Annotated in this window: 15 protein-coding genes; 5 read left to right on the top strand and 10 right to left on the bottom strand. The window is 69.6% G+C overall.

Annotated elements, in window-relative coordinates; all coding sequences use genetic code 11:
• Positions 1-113: 113 nt before the first annotated feature.
• Positions 114-839: a metal-dependent hydrolase gene (locus tag WBK31_RS05300; protein ID WP_406675451.1), complete on the bottom strand. Its 726-nt coding sequence runs from the start codon at positions 837-839 to the stop codon at positions 114-116.
• A gap of 327 nt (positions 840-1,166) precedes the next feature.
• Between WBK31_RS05300 and WBK31_RS05295 the strand changes: the two genes are divergently transcribed.
• Both WBK31_RS05295 and WBK31_RS05290 read left to right on the top strand, forming a co-directional pair.
• The gene (locus WBK31_RS05295) at positions 1,167-1,901 is read left to right on the top strand and encodes a PadR family transcriptional regulator (RefSeq protein WP_364067329.1); all 735 of its coding nucleotides are present in this window, start codon (positions 1,167-1,169) and stop codon (positions 1,899-1,901) included.
• 5 nt (positions 1,902-1,906) lie between these two features.
• Positions 1,907-2,461 carry a DUF1707 domain-containing protein gene (locus WBK31_RS05290; protein WP_378784499.1) on the top strand — a complete coding sequence of 185 codons (555 nt, stop codon included), beginning with the start codon at positions 1,907-1,909 and terminating at the stop codon, positions 2,459-2,461.
• A gap of 10 nt (positions 2,462-2,471) precedes the next feature.
• Here the strand turns inward: WBK31_RS05290 and WBK31_RS05285 are convergent, their stop codons facing one another.
• The 5 genes from WBK31_RS05285 to WBK31_RS05265 all read right to left on the bottom strand — a co-directional run bounded on the left by WBK31_RS05285 (position 2,472) and on the right by WBK31_RS05265 (position 8,017).
• On the bottom strand, positions 2,472-3,362 hold the full coding sequence (locus WBK31_RS05285; protein ID WP_364067325.1) for an ATP-binding cassette domain-containing protein: 891 nt from the start codon (positions 3,360-3,362) through the stop codon (positions 2,472-2,474).
• Positions 3,362-4,303: an ABC transporter ATP-binding protein gene (locus WBK31_RS05280; RefSeq protein WP_364067323.1), complete on the bottom strand. Its 942-nt coding sequence runs from the start codon at positions 4,301-4,303 to the stop codon at positions 3,362-3,364. The genes WBK31_RS05285 and WBK31_RS05280 overlap by 1 nt, the downstream gene beginning before the upstream one ends.
• Entirely contained in the window at positions 4,300-5,181 is an 882-nt protein-coding gene (locus tag WBK31_RS05275; RefSeq protein WP_406674403.1) for an ABC transporter permease, read from the bottom strand. Before WBK31_RS05275 ends, WBK31_RS05280 begins: the two co-directional genes overlap by 4 nt.
• Positions 5,178-6,173 (bottom strand): ABC transporter permease, encoded by a 996-nt coding sequence (locus WBK31_RS05270; protein WP_364067319.1) that lies wholly within the window; start codon positions 6,171-6,173, stop codon positions 5,178-5,180. The genes WBK31_RS05275 and WBK31_RS05270 overlap by 4 nt, the downstream gene beginning before the upstream one ends.
• Before the next feature lie 86 nt (positions 6,174-6,259).
• On the bottom strand, positions 6,260-8,017 hold the full coding sequence (locus WBK31_RS05265) for an ABC transporter substrate-binding protein (RefSeq protein ID WP_364067317.1): 1,758 nt from the start codon (positions 8,015-8,017) through the stop codon (positions 6,260-6,262).
• 429 nt (positions 8,018-8,446) lie between these two features.
• On the opposite strand from WBK31_RS05265, the gene WBK31_RS05260 reads away from it, so the two are divergent.
• Positions 8,447-8,905 carry a lamin tail domain-containing protein gene (locus WBK31_RS05260; RefSeq protein WP_406674402.1) on the top strand — a complete coding sequence of 153 codons (459 nt, stop codon included), beginning with the start codon at positions 8,447-8,449 and terminating at the stop codon, positions 8,903-8,905.
• A 107-nt stretch (positions 8,906-9,012) separates the two neighbouring features.
• On the opposite strand, the gene WBK31_RS05255 is transcribed toward WBK31_RS05260, so the two are convergent.
• Genes WBK31_RS05255 through WBK31_RS05240 form a run of 4 tightly spaced genes read right to left on the bottom strand, consistent with a single transcriptional unit; the run spans position 9,013 to position 13,042 of the window.
• Positions 9,013-9,612, bottom strand: a complete 600-nt coding sequence (locus tag WBK31_RS05255; RefSeq protein ID WP_364067313.1) for a response regulator transcription factor — start codon at positions 9,610-9,612, stop codon at positions 9,013-9,015.
• On the bottom strand, positions 9,609-10,721 hold the full coding sequence (locus WBK31_RS05250) for a sensor histidine kinase (protein ID WP_406674401.1): 1,113 nt from the start codon (positions 10,719-10,721) through the stop codon (positions 9,609-9,611). The genes WBK31_RS05255 and WBK31_RS05250 overlap by 4 nt, the downstream gene beginning before the upstream one ends.
• On the bottom strand, positions 10,718-11,833 hold the full coding sequence (locus WBK31_RS05245) for a sensor histidine kinase (RefSeq protein WP_406674400.1): 1,116 nt from the start codon (positions 11,831-11,833) through the stop codon (positions 10,718-10,720). Before WBK31_RS05245 ends, WBK31_RS05250 begins: the two co-directional genes overlap by 4 nt.
• A gap of 57 nt (positions 11,834-11,890) precedes the next feature.
• Positions 11,891-13,042, bottom strand: a complete 1,152-nt coding sequence (locus tag WBK31_RS05240; RefSeq protein ID WP_364067307.1) for a hypothetical protein — start codon at positions 13,040-13,042, stop codon at positions 11,891-11,893.
• Positions 13,043-13,161: 119 nt separating this feature from the next.
• Between WBK31_RS05240 and WBK31_RS05235 the strand changes: the two genes are divergently transcribed.
• Both WBK31_RS05235 and WBK31_RS05230 read left to right on the top strand, forming a co-directional pair.
• On the top strand, positions 13,162-14,079 hold the full coding sequence (locus WBK31_RS05235; protein WP_364067305.1) for an LLM class F420-dependent oxidoreductase: 918 nt from the start codon (positions 13,162-13,164) through the stop codon (positions 14,077-14,079).
• 507 nt (positions 14,080-14,586) lie between these two features.
• On the top strand, positions 14,587-15,987 hold the full coding sequence (locus WBK31_RS05230; protein WP_364067304.1) for a sugar porter family MFS transporter: 1,401 nt from the start codon (positions 14,587-14,589) through the stop codon (positions 15,985-15,987).
• Positions 15,988-16,192: the final 205 nt, after the last annotated feature.

Here is a 16,192-nt window from a genome sequence, read left to right as displayed (position 1 = left end):
CAGACAGAATCCTGCCGCACTGCGGAAGCGGACAGCACGTTAGGTGCGCCTAACTCGCAGGCCGCGGCGGATGTCTCGACATCAAGATATCTACAGAATATCTCGACATCAAGTTAAACGGGCGCAAGCCGCCAGAAGAGCAGGCCGACGATGACGACCGACAGGATCGGCGCGAGGATCTTCTGCTCGAACTTCCTGCCGGTCTTGATGCCGATCTTCCACGGCAGCACGAACTTCACCCCCAGCGGCCAGAGCACCGGGCAGCCCCGTTCGGTCATGCAGTCGCCCACGACGTGGATGAAGCAGCCGACGCCGACGGCCAGGCCGAGCCAGGCGTATCCGACGTTGAGCGAGAGGAAGACCGCGTACAGGCCGGCGGTGAGGCCGATGTTGATCATCGCGGAGCCGAGCTTGTTGCCCGGGATGCCGACGCCGATGGCCCGCAGGGAGAGCCCGATGAGCAGGACGACCATGATGTCGCGCCCGAGCGGATAGGTGCTGGCCAGCCAGTGCGCCCCCAGTCCGAGCCCGACCGCGAACAGCAGGGAGTGGGTGGCCCCTCGGTGCCCGCCGCTGAGCCAGGAGACGAGCTTGCTCAGCGCCCACGTGATCGGCCCGAACGTCTGCGCGATGGTCGCGCTGGGATGGTCGAGGTCGGGCAGCATGGCCGCCCCCGCGCAGATGATGGCGCCGGCGATCAGCTCGGCAGGGGTGAGCGCGGTGGCCATGATGCCGGTCTCGACCCACCGGGTGGACTCGTTCAGCAGCGGGAGCGCGGCGAGCGGCGGCGCCAGCCCCAGCCATGCGATGGCCCCGGTCATCGCGTGAGTGTGCCCCATCATGATCCGGGACTGTACGGCAAAGCGGCTCTTTACGCGCCCGCCGGCGCCGGGCGGGAAGTGGAGTGTGGCGCGCACGCGCACGCTCGAAAACCCTGGAAACCCCTGAAAACGCAGACGAGGTCGTCTCCGCGGCGACAGCACCCCCCAGCCCTGCCGACGCGGAACGACCTCGTCTGCTGGGTTCAACGGTGACTTCCCGGATCCTGTTCCCCGGATTCCGCAACTTTTTCGTGATCTGGCTCACACCCGTCCGTGACTTGTCTGTCGACATGTTCTCGATATATCTTTGACGCATCGAGACTGAGTCACGATATAGGAGGAGATATGACTCACCACATGGCGGCGGGCGGAGCCTGGTTCGGCGCGCACGACTACAAGCGCGCGGCCCGCGAGGCGTTCCAGGCGATGGCCGACGCTTTCGAGCAGATCGGCGGGCGCAGGGGCGGCCCGCACCGCGGTCCCCACCACGGCCCGCACCATGGCGGCCCGCACGAGCACCGGCATCGCGGCAGAGGCGGCCCGTTCCCGTTCGACTTCGGGCGCGGCCCCTGGGGGCCCGGCCCGTGGGGCGGGCGCGGCTGGGGCGGCGGCCGCGGCCGCAAGGCCAAGCGGGGCGACGTGCGCGCCGCGATCCTGGCCCTGCTCGCCGAGGAGCCGCGCAACGGCTACCAGATCATCCAGGAGATCGCCGAGCGCAGCGAGGGCGGCTGGAAGCCCAGCCCCGGCGCCGTCTACCCGGCGCTCCAGCAGCTCACCGACGAGGGCCTGGTGATCTCGGAGGAGAACGAGGGCCGCAAGACCTTCCGGCTCACCCAGGAAGGGCGCGACTACATCGAGGCGCACGCCGACGAGGTCCGCGCGCCGTGGGACGAGATGCGTCCCGACATCGACGACAACACCGCCGATCTCTGGCACATCACCCGGCAGTCGGCATTCGCCATGATGCAGATTCTCCAGACCGGAAACGACGCACAAATCCGCGAAGCGCGTAAGACTCTGGTTGAGACCCGGCGCAAGCTCTACCAGATCCTGGCGGACGACGACCCGGGCGAGGAGTGAGAACGATGGCCGGCGCCGCGCTGGACAGCCGGTACGGAGAGAGCGAGGTAACCGTCATGGACGCCAGAGATCTCCGCATCGGCGACGCCGAACGCGAGCAGACCATGGCCGCTCTGCGCGAGCACTTCGCGCAGGGCGGGCTCACCCACGAGGAGCTCGACGAGCGCCTCGACCGCACGTTGGCCGCCAAAACCGCTCGCGAGCTCGCCGAGGTGACGGCCGACCTGCCGGGCGGGCGGCCGTCACCCCACGGGCCCGCCTACCAGGAGCCGGCGAGCCCGTACGTGATGAGCGACTGGCACGCCGCCATGCACGCGCACCGCCGGCAGATGGAGGCCATGCGCCACGCCCACCGGGACATGCGCCACCACATGCGGGGCTGGCACGGGCACATGCGCCGCCACCGGCGCGGGCCGCACCCGCTGGTGCCGATGCTGACCATGCTGCTGTTCCTCAGCCTGATCTTCGGCGGCTTCGGCGTCTTCAAGGCGCTGCTCGTGCTCTGGCTGGGCGCGCTGGTCTTCAGCCTGGCGCACCGGCGCTTCCACCGCCGCGGCTGACGCGGCCCGCTCAGACCTCGCCGGAGGGGCAGGACGGCAGGGCGGCGCAGGCCACGAAGTGCCCCGGCGCGGCCTCAAGCAGGCCGCCCGTGCCGCCCCGCTCGTGATAGAGGCAGGAGTCGACCGGCACCGCGTCGTCCCACGACTCGTGCAGGCGCGGCACCGCCGACAGCAGCTCGCGCGTGTACGGGTGCAGCGGGTCGCCGAACACCTCGTCGGTCGGCCCCATCTCGGCCACCTTGCCCCTGCGCAGCACCACGGTCCGCTCGGCCAGGTACGTGCCGAGCGACAGGTCGTGGGTGATGTAGAGCACGCCGAGGCCCCTGGTCTTGAGCTCGGCCAGCAGGTTGAGCACGTCGATGCGGGTGGAGGCGTCGAGCATGCTGGTGATCTCGTCGGCGACCAGCAGCTTGATGTCGAGCAGCAGCGCGCGGGCGATGAGCAGCCGCTGCAGCTGCCCGCCGCTGAGCTGGTGCGGGTACTTCCCCAGCACCTGGGCGGGGTTGAGCCGCACGTCGCGCAGCGACGTCTCGACCCGCTCGGCCCACTCGGCGGCGGGCACGCCCGGATAGTACGCCTCCTTGATCATCGCGAACACCCGGTCCGCCTTGAACACCGGGTTGAACGAGCTGAACGGGTCCTGGAAGATCCCCTGCACGTGCCGGTAGTACTCCTTGCCCGCCCGCACCGGCCGCCCGTCGAAGGTGATCGTGCCGCTGGTGACGGGGTGGAGCCCGAGGATCATCCGGCCGATCGTGCTCTTGCCGCTGCCGCTCTCCCCGATCAGGGAGACGACCTCGCCGGGCACGACGTCGAAGCTCACGCCCTTGACGGCCGCGACGGTCTTACCGCCGAACGCGCCGATCTTGTATTCCTTGGTGACCTCGCGCAGTGTCAGCATCAGGCCTTCCAGCAGGCTACGTGGTGGTCGGGGGCGAGCTCGGCCACCGGCGGATCCTCGGCGCACTCCTCGCCCGCGATCGGGCACCGGTCGCGGAACCGGCAGCCGGCGGGCGGGTTGAGCAGCGACGGCGGGGCGCCGGCGATGCCTTCGAGCCGCCGGTCGGCGTAGCGCACGCCGACCTCGGGCAGGGATTCCAGCAGCAGCTTCGTGTACGGGTGCCGCGGCGACTTGATGATCACGTCGGACGGCGCCTTCTCGGCGAGGCGGCCGGCGTACATGACCATGATCGTGTCGGCGAGGTGGTGGGTGAGCGCGAGGTCGTGCGTGACGAAGATCATGCTTTTGACGTAGCCGCTGTCCCTGAAGCCGAGCAGGGCGCGCGTGACGGCTTTCTGCGTGGAGACGTCGAGCGCGGAGGTGACCTCGTCGGCGATCAGCAGGGACGGGTCCAGCAGCGTCGAGATGACCATCACCATGCGCTGCTTCATGCCGCCCGACAGCTCGATCGGATAGCGGTCGAGCACCTCGCGGGGCAGCCCCACCTGGTCCATGCGGCGTTCCAGCTCGGCCAGGTCGAGGGTGGCGCCGCGCGAGGCGAGCAGCTCGGTGACCATCTTGCGGATCTTGCGGGTGGGGTTGAGCGCGCTCATGGCGTACTGCGGGATGAGCGAGACCTCGTGGAAGCGGAACTCGTTCATCTTGCGGTCGTCGTCGATGGGCAGCTCGCGGCCGTCGAGCACGACCGTGCCGCCGACGCGGCGCATGCGGCCGTCCATGCGGATGAGCGACTTGCCGAGCGTGCTCTTGCCGCAGCCGGACTCGCCGACCAGGCCGAGGATCTCGCCGTCGCGCAGTTCGAAGGTCATGCCGTCGAGTGCGCGTACGTCGCCCCTGAGCGTCCTGTAGTACACCTTCAGCTCGCTGACCTGCAGGCTCATGTCTCCCTCAGCTTCGGGTTGAAGACCTCGTCGAGGCCGACGTTGGCCACGTACAGGGCGCCCACGATGGCGGTGATGGCCGCTCCCGGCGGCACGAACCACCACCACATGCCGAGTTGCAGCGCGCTCCATTGATGGGCGTTCTGCAACATCAGCCCGAGCGAGACGCCCTCCGTGGGTCCGAGCCCGATGAAGTCGAGCGAGGAACCGATCAGCACCGAGCCGCCGAACAGCAGGATGAACGTCATGAACAGGTAGGAGCTCATGTTCGGCGCGATCTCCCTGACGATGATCCGCCAGGTGCCCGCGCCGCTCATCCTGGCCAGGTCCACGAACTCCCTGGTACGCAGCGAGAACGTCTGCGCCCTGATCGCCCGCGCCGCCCACGGCCACTGCGTGAGCCCGATGAACAGGCCCTGCACGGCCACGCTGCGGATGCCCAGGTAGGCGTTGATGATGAGCAGCACGGCGAGGGTGGGGATGACCAGCACGACGTTGGTCAGCATGTTGAGGACCTCGTCGATGATGCCGCCGCGGTCGCCGGCCACGAACCCGATGGCCATGCCGATGACCGCGGCGATCCCGCCGCCGATCACCCCCACCACGAAGGTGGCCCGCAGACCGTGCACGAACTGCAGGAACACGTCCTGCCCGAACGTGGTGGTGCCGAGCCAGTGCTCGCCGCTCGGCGGGCTCATCGGCTGCGGGCCGTAGTCGTTGGGATTGCCGCTCACCAGCAGCGGCCCCAGCAGGCCGAGCAGCAGCAGCGCGGCCACGATGCCGAAGCCGGCCATGAGCTTGGCGTTGCGCACCGCGAAGTGCAGCGCCTCGCGCCGCACGCCGGCCTCGTGCGGCGCGACGTCCTGGATCACGCTCATGCCTGGGCACCCGCCATTCCCGCCCTGGTCCGCGGATCGACCACGACGTAGACGATGTCGATGATGAAGTTGGCGATCAGCACGCCGAGCACGATGAACAGGAACGTGCCCTGCAGCAGGAAGAAGTCCTTGTTCTGGATCGCCTTGAGAATCAGGCTGCCGAGCCCCGGATACGCGAAGACGATCTCGGTGACCAGCGCGCCCGCCACCAGCGTGCCGAGCTGCAGGGCCAGGCCGGTGACCTGGGGCAGCACCGCGTTGCGGAAGGCGTAGCGGCGGATGAGCCTGCTGGGCGCGCCGAGCGCCGCCAGGTAGTTGGAGTAGTCGGATTCGAGCTCGTAGATGATCATGTTGCGCATGCCGATGGCCCAGCCGCCCAGCGCCACCAGGAACAGCGACAGGAAGGGCAGCGCCCAGTGGTGCAGCAGGTCGAGCAGGAACGTCCACGACCAGGTGGGCCGCATCGAGAAGCTGTAGCCGCCGGCCACCGGGAACCAGCCGAGCAGCACGCCGAGCCCCCAGGCCAGCAGCACCGCCAGCCACATGTAGGGCATGGCGGTCAGCACGTACCCGACGGGGAGCACGGTGTTGTCGAGCAGCTTGCGGCGGGCGGCGTACGCGCCGAACTGGTTGCCCACCACCCAGCTGAGCAGCACCGACGGGACGATCAGCCCCAGCGTGTACGGCACCGCCTGCATGATCACGTCGGCGACCGGGGTGGGGAACAGCCAGATGCTCACCCCGAAGTCGCCGCGCAGCAGCGTGCCCCAGAAGTTGAGGTACTGCTGCCAGAGCGGCTGGTCGAGGCCGAAGAGATTCGTGTAGTAGGCCCGCATGGCCTCGACGGCCTCGGGCTTGGTGACGTTGGCCCGTGCGACCATGCTGGCGACCGGGTCGCCCGGCATGAAGCGCGGGATCATCCAGTTGACCGTGACGGCGACGAAGAAGGTCAGTCCGTAGATGAGCAGTTTCCTGCCGAAGTAACGACGCACAGGTATGTGTCTCCAAAGCGGCCCCTCCGCCTCCCATGAGAGGGGGCGGAGGCGGAGGAGCAGGGGAGGTTCTCTCGGTCAGCTCGTCACGAGCCGGCGGGCTGGAGCTGGGTGAGCGTCTCGAAACCGCCGAGCTCCAGCCAGTTGCGCCAGAGCACGGCGCCGGTCTTGGGCGCGCCCTCGGCCGACGACGGCCAGTTCTTCCACACGGCGTTGCTGTGCTGCGCCCACAGGCCGTTGTACCAGAGCGGGATCACCGGCATGTCGTCCAGATGGATCTGCTGGAGCTGGGAAATGATCTTCTGCATGCCGGGGATGTCGTCGGTCTTCACCTGGTCGAGCTGCTGGACGAGCTCCCAGGCCTTCTTGTTCTCGTACCGGGCGAAGTTGACCGTGTTCTGCTGCTTCCTGATGGGAAGCTGGAAGATGTACTCGTAGTAGGTGTACGGGCTGTTGGACAACCCCCGCTCGTTGTTGATGAGCAGGTCGAAGTCGCCCTTGGCGCGCTGCTCGACCAGCGCGTTGAAGTCGGGGAACTCCGGCGTGATCTGGATGCCCGCGCTCTTGGCGCTGGCGGAGATCGACCGGGCCGCCTCCATCCAGTCGGTCCAGCCGGACGGCACGATGATGGTCAGGTCGATCTTGGAGCCGTCCTTGTTCTCCACGAAGCCGTCGCCGTCGGTGTCCTTGTAACCGGCGTCGGCGAGGAGCTGCTTGGCCTTGCCGGTGTCGAACGTGAAGCCCGACTTCGCCACCACGTCCTTGTCGATGAACTTGTCCCACTGCGGCAGCAGGCCGGTGGGGCTGGCGGCATTGACGAGGTTGCCGTAGACGCTCTCGACGATCTTGCCGACGTCGATGGAGGTGGCCAGCGCCTTGCGGAAGGCGGGATCGTCCATCGGCTTCTTAGTGGTGTTGGGCACCAGCCAGGCGGTGTTGGCCGACAGCATGTACGGCGGCTCGTTGTAGTACGTCGTCAGCCCGAAGTTGCCCTTGACCAGGTTGGCCACGCCGGGCAGGAAGTTGTTGCTGAGGTCGAGGCCCTTCTGCAGCAGCATGCCCATCGCGACCTCGTTGCTGGGGGTGGCGATGTCGACGATGTAGCGCGGCTTGGGCTCCATGTTGAGCGCCGTCTTGCCCCACCAGTCGTCACGCCGCTGCAGCACCACGCGGTCCTGGTCCTTGCTCAGGAACGTGTACGCGCCCGTCGCCACCGGGTTGTCGTTGGTGCCGTCGAGCACCTCCGACTCCGAGCGGTCCTTCCAGATGTGCTCGGGGACCATGGACCGGCTGTAGAGCATGTAGTCCCACTGCTGGTAGTTGGCCTTGGAGAAGGTGAACTTCACGGTCTGGTCGTCCACCGCCTCGGCCGACTTCAGCCAGTCCCAGAGCTGGTGGTAGGGGATCGTCTCCATCTTGCCGAGCTCGAAGGAGAAGACGACGTCCTTGGCGGTGAACGGCTGGCCGTCGGACCACTTGACGCCCTGGCGGACCTTGAGCTCGTACGTGGTGTCGTCGGTCCACGAGCCGCTCTCGGCCAGCCACGGGACGAGCTTGGCGGCGTTGATGTCGTAGTGGAAGAGCGTCTCGTAGACCAGGCCCTTGGTGCCGACCGCGGAGTCCCACTCCCTGATGGGGTTGTAGTTGGCCGGCGGCCCCCACTGCGTGCCCGTGGTGTAGAGGGTCTCGTTGCGCGGGAGCTGGTCGGGGTTGGCGCTGGCCACCGCCCCCTGGCTCTGTGCCTGGGGGGCGGAGGGGGCGGGCGTGCCTCCGCCTCCGGTGCAGGCCGCGGCGAGCAGTCCCGCCGCGACGAGCGGGATCATCATCCGAGCCCGGTTACGCATCGTCTCTCTCCTTACTCCGCGCGGCGGCGCGAAGGTATGCACGTCCTGTCAGAGACCCCGAGTCGCCCGTCAGGAAACGCTGTCTGGGAGCGCTCCCATCCGGGTGCGAAGATCGCTCCCGTCGAACAGCCCGGGAGCGATGCACTCTTCAGTAGAAGCGGCCCCAAAGGGGCTGCTGAACCGGATAAGTACCGCGAACGTAAAATCCGCGTGTCCGCTCCGTCAATAGTCGTGACGCTTTCGAGATGTGCGTCCGGAAACGCGCTCAGGGCCGGGGATGCCGTCCGATCAGGTGGGACAGGGCCGCTTCCGGTTGACCGGTTCAACGGGGTCCGGCCGACCGGTTCCAACGCGCGTGCCAACCACCCGCGCCGCTCCGCCGTCCTCTCTCTGTCGCTTCATCCTGATCAATGACGAGAGGACCTATTGGTGAGAGTCGCCCCCGCTGTCGCCGCGCTCGTCTCCGCCGTCACGCTGGCCGCCGGCACCGCCCTGCCGGCCGCCGCGCGGACCGCTCCGCATCCCGTACGGATCGTGAAGATCTACTACGACTCCCCCGGCGCCGACCGGCGCCCCAACGACTCGCTGAACGCCGAGTACATCACGCTGCTCAACACCTCAAGGCGAGCCGTCAACCTCAAGGGGTGGAAGGTGCGCGACAAGAGCGGCTACACCTACAAGTTCGGCAAGGTCGTCTTACGCGCCAAGAAGCGCGTCACCCTGCGCACCGGACAGGGCGACGACGGCGTCGCCGTCGTCTACTGGAACCGCAAGCAGTACGTGTGGAACAACGACGAGGACACCGCCTACCTGCTCGACCGGAAGGGCAGGCAGGTCGACTCCTGCTCGTACAAGGCGAGCAGCAGGTCCGCCTACGTCGACTGCTGAGCCCGCGGCGGCCGCGCCGGGCCTCCCCTCCGGCGCGGCCGGTGTCCTCCGGCAAGCCGTCCCGACGTCCTGTGCGGGAGGCGTTCCGATGTCCTGTGCCGCGGGCGTCAGAGCCAGCCCATGCGCTGGGCGGTGCGGATGGCCTCCAGCCGGTTCTGGGCGTTCAGCTTCGTCATCGCGCTCGACAGGTAGTTGCGCACGGTGCCCTCGGTGAGGTGCAGCTCGGCGGCGATGCGCGCGATCGTGGCGCCGTCGGCCGCCAGCCGCAGCGCGTCGCGCTCCCGCTCGGTCAGCGGGCTGTCGCCGGCGGCCATCGCGGCGGCGGCCAGCTCGGCGTCCAGGTAGCGGCCGCCCGACTGCACCTTGCGGATGGCCATCGCCAGCTCCTCCGCCGAAGCGTCCTTGCCCAGGAAGCCGCTCACCCCTGCGGCCATCGCCCGGCGCAGGTAGCCGGGCCTGCCCAAGCTGGTCAGAATGACGATCTTGCATTGGGAGCTGATCTGCTCGGCCGCGCTGAGTCCGTCCATGCCGGGCATCTCGATGTCGAGCACCGCCACGTCGGGGCGGTGCTCCTCGACCGCCGCCAGCACCTCGTCGCCCCGGCCGACCTGCGCCACCACCTCGATGCCGTCCTCCAGGTCGAGCAGGGCCGCGATGGCGCCGCGGATCAGGTGCTCGTCGTCGGCGAGCAGCACGCGCGTGGTCATGCCGGCACCGCCGCCCGCAGCAGGTAGCGCCCGGACTGGTCGGGCTCGGCCTCCAGGGTGCCGCCCGCCGCGCGCAGCCGCTGCGCCAGCCCGGCCAGGCCGTTCGGCGCATGCTCGCCGACCGGCCCCGTCACCCCGTCGTTGGACATCTCCAGCACCCCATCTTCGATCGTGATCGTGCAACGTTCGGCTTTGCTGTGCTTGAGCACGTTCGTGGCGCCCTCGCGGACGACGGTGGCGAGCAGCGTACGGGCCTCGGGGCTCAGGCTCGCGGTGTCCGCGCGCACGGTGCAGCGCACGTCGGCCGCCTCCAGCACCGCGCGCACGCTGGCCAGCACCTCGTCGAGGTCGACGGCCCGGTAGTTCTGCACGACCGTGCGCACCTCGCGCAGCGAGCGCCTGGCCAGGTCGCGCACCTCGAACATCTCGGCCGCCGCCGCCTCCTTGTCCGTCAGCAGCGTCCGCTGGGCGTGCTCGGTCCTGTGGGCCACGTCGGTGAGGCTCTGCCCGAGCAGGTCGTGAAGGTCGCGGGCGAAGCGCAGCCGCTCCTCCGAGACCGCCAGCCTGGCCATCGCCTCCTGCCCTTCGTAGGCCTCCTGGGTGAGCCGCCACAGCCACAGGTTCGCCCACACCGCGCCCACCGAGATCAACGTGAAGACGCCCAGGACCAGGAGCGCCGGCAGCACGGAGTAGTCGTCGAGCAGCCAGGCCCACCCGGGGACCGCCACCAGCGACGCCCCGACCAGGATGAACAGCGTGCGCCTGCGGACGAACGGCGTCATCAGCGCCAGCCACGTGGGCACCGTCCAGAACTGCGCGAAGCCCAGCACAAGCCCGATCGTGATCACCCCGGTCACCGCCAGGATGACGGTGGGCCGCGGTCCGCCCCTGACGGCGATCCTGAACGGCCGCGGGCTGAGCACGACGAAGACCGTCAGCGCCACGGCGCCGAGCGCGATCGGCGGCCACCCCATTCCCGCCTGCAGGAGCAGGAAGAAAGCGAAGTAGCCGAAGAACGGGAAGATCAGGATGAGGTCGGTGCAGTAGACGATGAGCCAGCGGACCTTGGTCAGCCGGTTCGCGTTCCTGACGCGGTCGATGACGTTCACGCCGGCACCACCGCCCGCAGCACGAACTCACCGTCAGGGGTGGGCCGGGCGGAGAACGAGCCGCCCGCCGCGACCAGCCGCTCCGACAGGCCGCGCAGGCCGCTGCCCGCCTCCGCCGGAGAGGCCGTCACTCCGTCGTTCACCATCTCCAGGACGCCCGCGTCGATCTTGATCGCGCAGCGCGTGGCCGAGCTGTGCTTGAGAATGTTCGTGCCGCCCTCGCGCACGGCCCAGGCCAGCAGCGTCCGCGCGGCCGGCGACAGGCCGTCGGTCTTGGCCTCGATCACGCAGGTGGTGCCGGCCGCCTCCAGCGCCGCCCGTACGCCCGCCAGTTCCTCGTCCAGGTCGAGCGCCTGGTAGCCGTGCACGGCCTGCTGCACCTCGAACAGCGACTCGCCGGCGAGCGCGCGCACCTCCGCCATCTCGGACGCGGCCCTGCCGGGGTCCTTGGTGGCGAGCTTGGCGGCCAGCTCGCTCTTCAGCGTGATGACCGACAGGCTGTGTCCGAGCAGGTCGTGCAGGTCGCGGGCGAAGCGCAGCCGCTCCTCGGCCACCGCGAGCCTGGCCCTGGCCTCCCTGCCCCGGTGGGCGTCTCTGATCACCCACCACAGCCACCGCCACAACAGCATGGTCACGATCACCGCCGCGGCCGACAACGTCGTGCCGAGCAGCACGCCGGGCCACGCCTGGCCGGTGACCAGCACCACGTACACGGTGATCGCCGCGACCACCGCCGCGGCGAGCCAGAACGTGGCGCGCGGCCGCAGATAGAGCGCCGCCAGCGACAGCCAGAGCGTCGCGGTGTCCACCCACATGCCGGCGGACACGCCCGCGTGGGGGATGAGCATGAGCAGCGCGACGCCCAGCAGCCCCGTCACCATCAGCTTGACCGTGGGCTTGCTGGGTCCGTCGTAGCCGTCGTGCAGGACGATGGTGAAGAGCACGAAGTACGGGACCAGCAGCACCAGGCTCGCCACCCCGCGAACGGCGTCGAGCGAGCCGCTCACCATGCCGGCCACCGAGAAGCCCGCGAGAAGCAGGCACATCAGCCCGACGCTGCCGTCCATCCAGTACAGCAGGATCTTCTTCGCGGTCTCGGGACGTGCACCCATCACGCCCCTCCCCTGCTGACCGAAAGTCCCCCGGGAACCTCCCAGGCCAGCGAAATCTTATCTATTGGGCGGGTTATGCCAAAGAATGCGTGCCACGCCCGGTCTTGGGGTGGTTCCGCGCAACGACAGCCAGGCCAGGCGGTGGCGGTTGGCGTACGCGACCAGCCTCCATGCGTCCTGGACGGTGAGATCGTCCGCGCTCGACGGCATCAGCGTGAGCGCGAGCCGCCGGTACGCCGCGTCCGCGCTCGGCAGGTCGTGGATCTGGGCGAGCTGGCCCGCCGCCTTGCGCACACCCACCGCCACCAGGTCCAGCCGGCCGCCCGCCGACGTGGCGCGCGGCTCGATGGGGGTCAGCAGGTTGACCGTGCTCACCTGCGCGCCCGCCTTGCGGGTGGCCCGCAGCATGGCGACGTCCTGCGCCGACAGGCCGTCGCGGCCGAGCGGAAGCGTGAAGCCGACCCGCAGCGGCCGTTCGCGCTGTATGGCCGCGATGGCTCGGGCCCTGCGCAGCACGGCGGCGCGGTCGGCGCTGTCGCGGATCTCGAAGTCGGCGGCGGTCGCGTCGAACGCCCGCACGACACGGCGGTAGGCGGCGGCGAGCGCGCCCGGCCTCGCGCAGGCGGCGGCCAGGTCCTGGCCGCGCGGGCCGCCGAACACCGGCATCGCGTCCCCGCCTGCCGCCCGCAGCCTCCGCACGCGTTCCGTCACGCCGCCCTTCGCCCGCCCCTTGCCTCTACGCCCGTTGCGGCCGTCATTCGGCACGCCGGGCCGGTCGGTCGGAGTCGCCGCCGAGCCGCCGGAGGTCGCACCCGGCTCACCCGTCGGAGTCGCCGCCGAGCCACCGATGGCCACGCGTGACTCGCCGCTGGAAGCGGGAGCCCAGGTGGGGACGCAGGCACCGGTCGCCGCCACCACGTGGCCGAGCGCGTAAGAGCGGACGCCGGTGCGGCGCGAGTCGGCCGCCAGGTCGAGCGCGGGCGAGCGGGCGGCGTCGGCGAAGGCCACGAACCCGCTGAACGCCTCCCCCTGGGGCTGCTGCTCGACCTGCGTGGCGACCGGCGTGGCGGCCGGCGGGCGGGCGGGACGCGGCTCCGCATCCGCCGGGAGCATGCGGATCGCCGCGGCGGTGCCGGCGGCCAGGGCGATCGCCCCGAGAACGGCGAGCGGGCGCGGGAGCGTGCCCGGCTCCCTCCTGTGCCGAGACATGGGCAACCCCGTGTGGTCGATCGGCTACGATTCGTCGCTGCCGCTGAACGTTAGCAAGCACGTACGGCGTGGCGCGGCCCTTTTCCGGTTCACGTCCGTTGTGTGCGGATAATGTGGTCATGAAGCTGCGGATCTTCACCGAGCCCCAGCAGGGCGCCACCTATGACGACCTGCTCTCCGTGGCCCAGACCAGCGAGCGGCTGGGCTTCGACGCGTTCTTCCGGTCCGACCACTACCAGCGCATCGGTCCCGGCGACCCGGGTCCCGGCTCGACCGACGCCTGGATCACCCTTGCCGGCCTGGCCCGCGAGACCTCCACGATCCGGCTGGGCACGCTGGTCTCGCCGGCCACGTTCCGGCTGCCGGGCCCGCTTGCCATCAGCGTGGCGCAGGTCGACCAGATGAGCGGCGGCCGGGTCGAGCTGGGCTTCGGCACCGGCTGGTACGACCAGGAGCACTCGGCGTACGGCATCCCGTTCCCGCCCGTCAACGAGCGGTTCGGCCGCTTCGAGGAGCAGCTGGAGATCATCACCGGTCTGTGGACGGCGGAGAAGACGTACTCCTTCGAGGGGAGCTACTACCGCCTCGCCGACTCTCCCGCGCTGCCCAAGCCGGCCCAGCGGCCGCGCCCGCCGGTGATCATCGGCGGCACCGGGGCCAAGCGCACGCCGCGGCTGGTGGCCGCGTACGCCGACGAGTACAACGTGCCGTTCCGCCTGCCGGCCGAGACCGGTGAGGCGTTCGACCGCGTACGGAAGGCGTGCGAGGCGACCGGGCGCAACGTGCGGTTGTCCGCGGCGCAGACCACCGTCGTCGGCGCCGACGAGGCCGAGTACGAGCGCCGGTGCGCGGCGATCGGGCAGAACCCCGACGCGCTGCGCGAGAACGGCCTCGGCGGCACCCCCGCCGAGGTGCTGGAGAAGATCGGCAAGTTCGCCGAGCTGGGTGCCGAGCGGCTCTACCTGCAGATTCTCGACCTGCAGGACATGGAGCACCTGGAGCTGATCGCCGCCGAGGTGCTCCCGCACGTCTCGTAACGGCTGACGGCCGTTTTCGCTGGCCGGCGGTCTTCGGCTCCTCACGTGTCCGGCGATCGGCGCCGCTGTAGACGGCGGTCTCCGGGCGTCCGTGAGCGCGCCGCCGGCGCTCGTCATGGTGTGGCGTTCCTCCCGCGCACGTCCCCCAGCGGGTGCGGGAGCCCGCGCGTACCGACCGGGCTGGATCTCGGCGGTCCGAGGTTCGTGGCGGACGCCGGGCGCGGGATGGATGTGAGCGATTCGCTTGCCCCGCGCCCGGCGCCGCTCCTGAAACGCTGCCCGTTTCCCCGCCACCTACGCCCTGCCCGCCACGCCTGCCCTGCGTCCTTCCGCTCTCAGGGCACGCCCGCTCCCGCTTCCACGCGACCGCCCTCCACGCACGCGCGCCCCTGCGCATGTGCGCTCCTGCGGCCCTGCGCGCTCGACGTCGTAGGCCCGTGACGGTCGCGCTTCGAATACGTGGGTGATCAGAGGGTAGTTCGGGACCATTCAGGGGGAAGGACCTGCATGGCTACTCGATACACCCATCATGAGCATTTGGGTCACGTGGTCTTCATCACCGCGGCCGCGGCCATCGGTGGGTTCCTCTTCGGTTACGACAGTTCTGTCATCAACGGCGCTGTGGTCGGCATCCAGCGCCACTTCCAGGTGGGTCCGGTCGAGATCGGCTTCGTGGTGGCCATCGCGCTGCTGGGGTCGGCCGTGGGCGCGTGGGCGGGCGGCGGGCTGGCCGACAGGTGGGGGCGTACGCGCTCCATGCAGGTCGCGGCGGCGCTGTTCGCGGTCAGCTCGATCGGGCAGATGCTGCCGTTCGCGGTGTACGACCTGGCGTTCTGGCGGGTGGTGGCGGGCTTCGCGATCGGCATGGCGTCGGTGCTGGGACCCGCGTACATCGCGGAGGTGGCCCCGCCCGCCTACCGGGGCAGGCTGGGCTCGTTCCAGCAGCTCGCCATCGTGCTCGGCATCGCGGTCTCGCAGCTCGTCAACTACGTGTTCGCGCGGGTGGCGGGCGGCGATGTGAACAACCGCATCTGGCTGCTGGAGGCGTGGCAGTGGATGCTGGGCGCCTGCCTGGTGCCGGCGCTGCTGTTCCTGCTGTTCGCCTCGACCATTCCCGAGTCGCCGCGTTATCTCGTCATGTCGGGACGTACGAGCCGGGCCCGCCAGGTGCTGGCCGAGATCGAGAGCGAGGACACCGACCTCGACGAGCGCATCGCGGAGATCCAGCACGTGCTGCGCACGGAACGCATTCCGGGGCTGAGAGACCTGCGCGGCAAGGCGCTGGGCCTGCTGCCGATCGTCTGGATCGGCATCGTGCTCTCCACCTTCCAGCAGTTCGTCGGCATCAACGTGATCTTCTACTACTCGTCCGTGCTGTGGCAGTCGGTCGGCATCAACCAGAGCGACTCGCTGCTGATCAGCTTCTCCAGCTCGATCATCAACATCATCGGCACGTTCATCGCGATCTCGCTGGTGGACAGGATCGGGCGCAAGCCGCTGCTGCTGATCGGCTCGGCCGGTATGGCGATCTCGCTGGCCACGGCCGCGTGGGCGTTCAGCTTCGCGCAGGGCGAGGGCGAGGCGGTCTCGCTGCCGGATCCGCAGGGCGCGATCGCGCTCATCGCGGCCAACTTCTTCGTGCTGTTCTTCGCGCTGTCGTGGGGTGTCGTGGTCTGGGTGCTGCTCGGCGAGATGTTCCCCAACCGCATCCGCGCCGCCGCCCTGGGCGTCGCCGCCGCGGCCCAGTGGCTCGCCAACTGGGCGATCACGGTGTCGTTCCCGGCGCTGGCCGACTGGAACCTGCCGCTCACGTACGCCATGTACGCGCTGTTCGCGGCCTTGTCGTTCCTCTTCGTCAGCAAGTGGGTCAAAGAGACCAAGGGGCGCAAGCTCGAAGAGATGGGCTGAACCACAGCCTCCGAAGGACGGGCTGCCCGTCACATCGGGCGGGGCTTCGCGTCGCGACGGGCGAGAGTTTCGCGTCGCGACGGGCGAGAGTTTCGCCTAGTGGCGGGCGAGGGCTCCGCCTCGCGCCGGGCGAGAGCTTCGCGTCTCAACGGACGGGGGCTTCGCGTCGTGGCGGGGAAGGGTACAGGCGCGGCCCCCTTCCCCG

Origin of the sequence: Nonomuraea sp. N2-4H (genome assembly GCF_045291505.1) — a bacterium.
GTDB classification, from domain to species: domain Bacteria; phylum Actinomycetota; class Actinomycetes; order Streptosporangiales; family Streptosporangiaceae; genus Nonomuraea; species Nonomuraea fastidiosa.
Note: the sequence above shows the minus strand (reverse complement) of the source record. Positions and strands in the feature narration are given on the sequence as shown.

Coding starts and splice junctions, on each gene's coding strand:
- WBK31_RS05295 (WP_364067329.1), top strand. CDS start 1,167: ATGACTCACCACATGGCGGCGGGCGGAGCCTGGTTCGGCGCGCACGAC.
- WBK31_RS05245 (WP_406674400.1), bottom strand. CDS start 11,833: ATGGGTGCACGTCCCGAGACCGCGAAGAAGATCCTGCTGTACTGGATG.
- WBK31_RS05255 (WP_364067313.1), bottom strand. CDS start 9,612: ATGACCACGCGCGTGCTGCTCGCCGACGACGAGCACCTGATCCGCGGC.
- WBK31_RS05285 (WP_364067325.1), bottom strand. CDS start 3,362: ATGCTGACACTGCGCGAGGTCACCAAGGAATACAAGATCGGCGCGTTC.
- WBK31_RS05280 (WP_364067323.1), bottom strand. CDS start 4,303: ATGAGCCTGCAGGTCAGCGAGCTGAAGGTGTACTACAGGACGCTCAGG.
- WBK31_RS05290 (WP_378784499.1), top strand. CDS start 1,907: ATGGCCGGCGCCGCGCTGGACAGCCGGTACGGAGAGAGCGAGGTAACC.
- WBK31_RS05275 (WP_406674403.1), bottom strand. CDS start 5,181: ATGAGCGTGATCCAGGACGTCGCGCCGCACGAGGCCGGCGTGCGGCGC.
- WBK31_RS05240 (WP_364067307.1), bottom strand. CDS start 13,042: ATGTCTCGGCACAGGAGGGAGCCGGGCACGCTCCCGCGCCCGCTCGCC.
- WBK31_RS05235 (WP_364067305.1), top strand. CDS start 13,162: ATGAAGCTGCGGATCTTCACCGAGCCCCAGCAGGGCGCCACCTATGAC.
- WBK31_RS05230 (WP_364067304.1), top strand. CDS start 14,587: ATGGCTACTCGATACACCCATCATGAGCATTTGGGTCACGTGGTCTTC.
- WBK31_RS05300 (WP_406675451.1), bottom strand. CDS start 839: ATGGGGCACACTCACGCGATGACCGGGGCCATCGCATGGCTGGGGCTG.
- WBK31_RS05265 (WP_364067317.1), bottom strand. CDS start 8,017: ATGCGTAACCGGGCTCGGATGATGATCCCGCTCGTCGCGGCGGGACTG.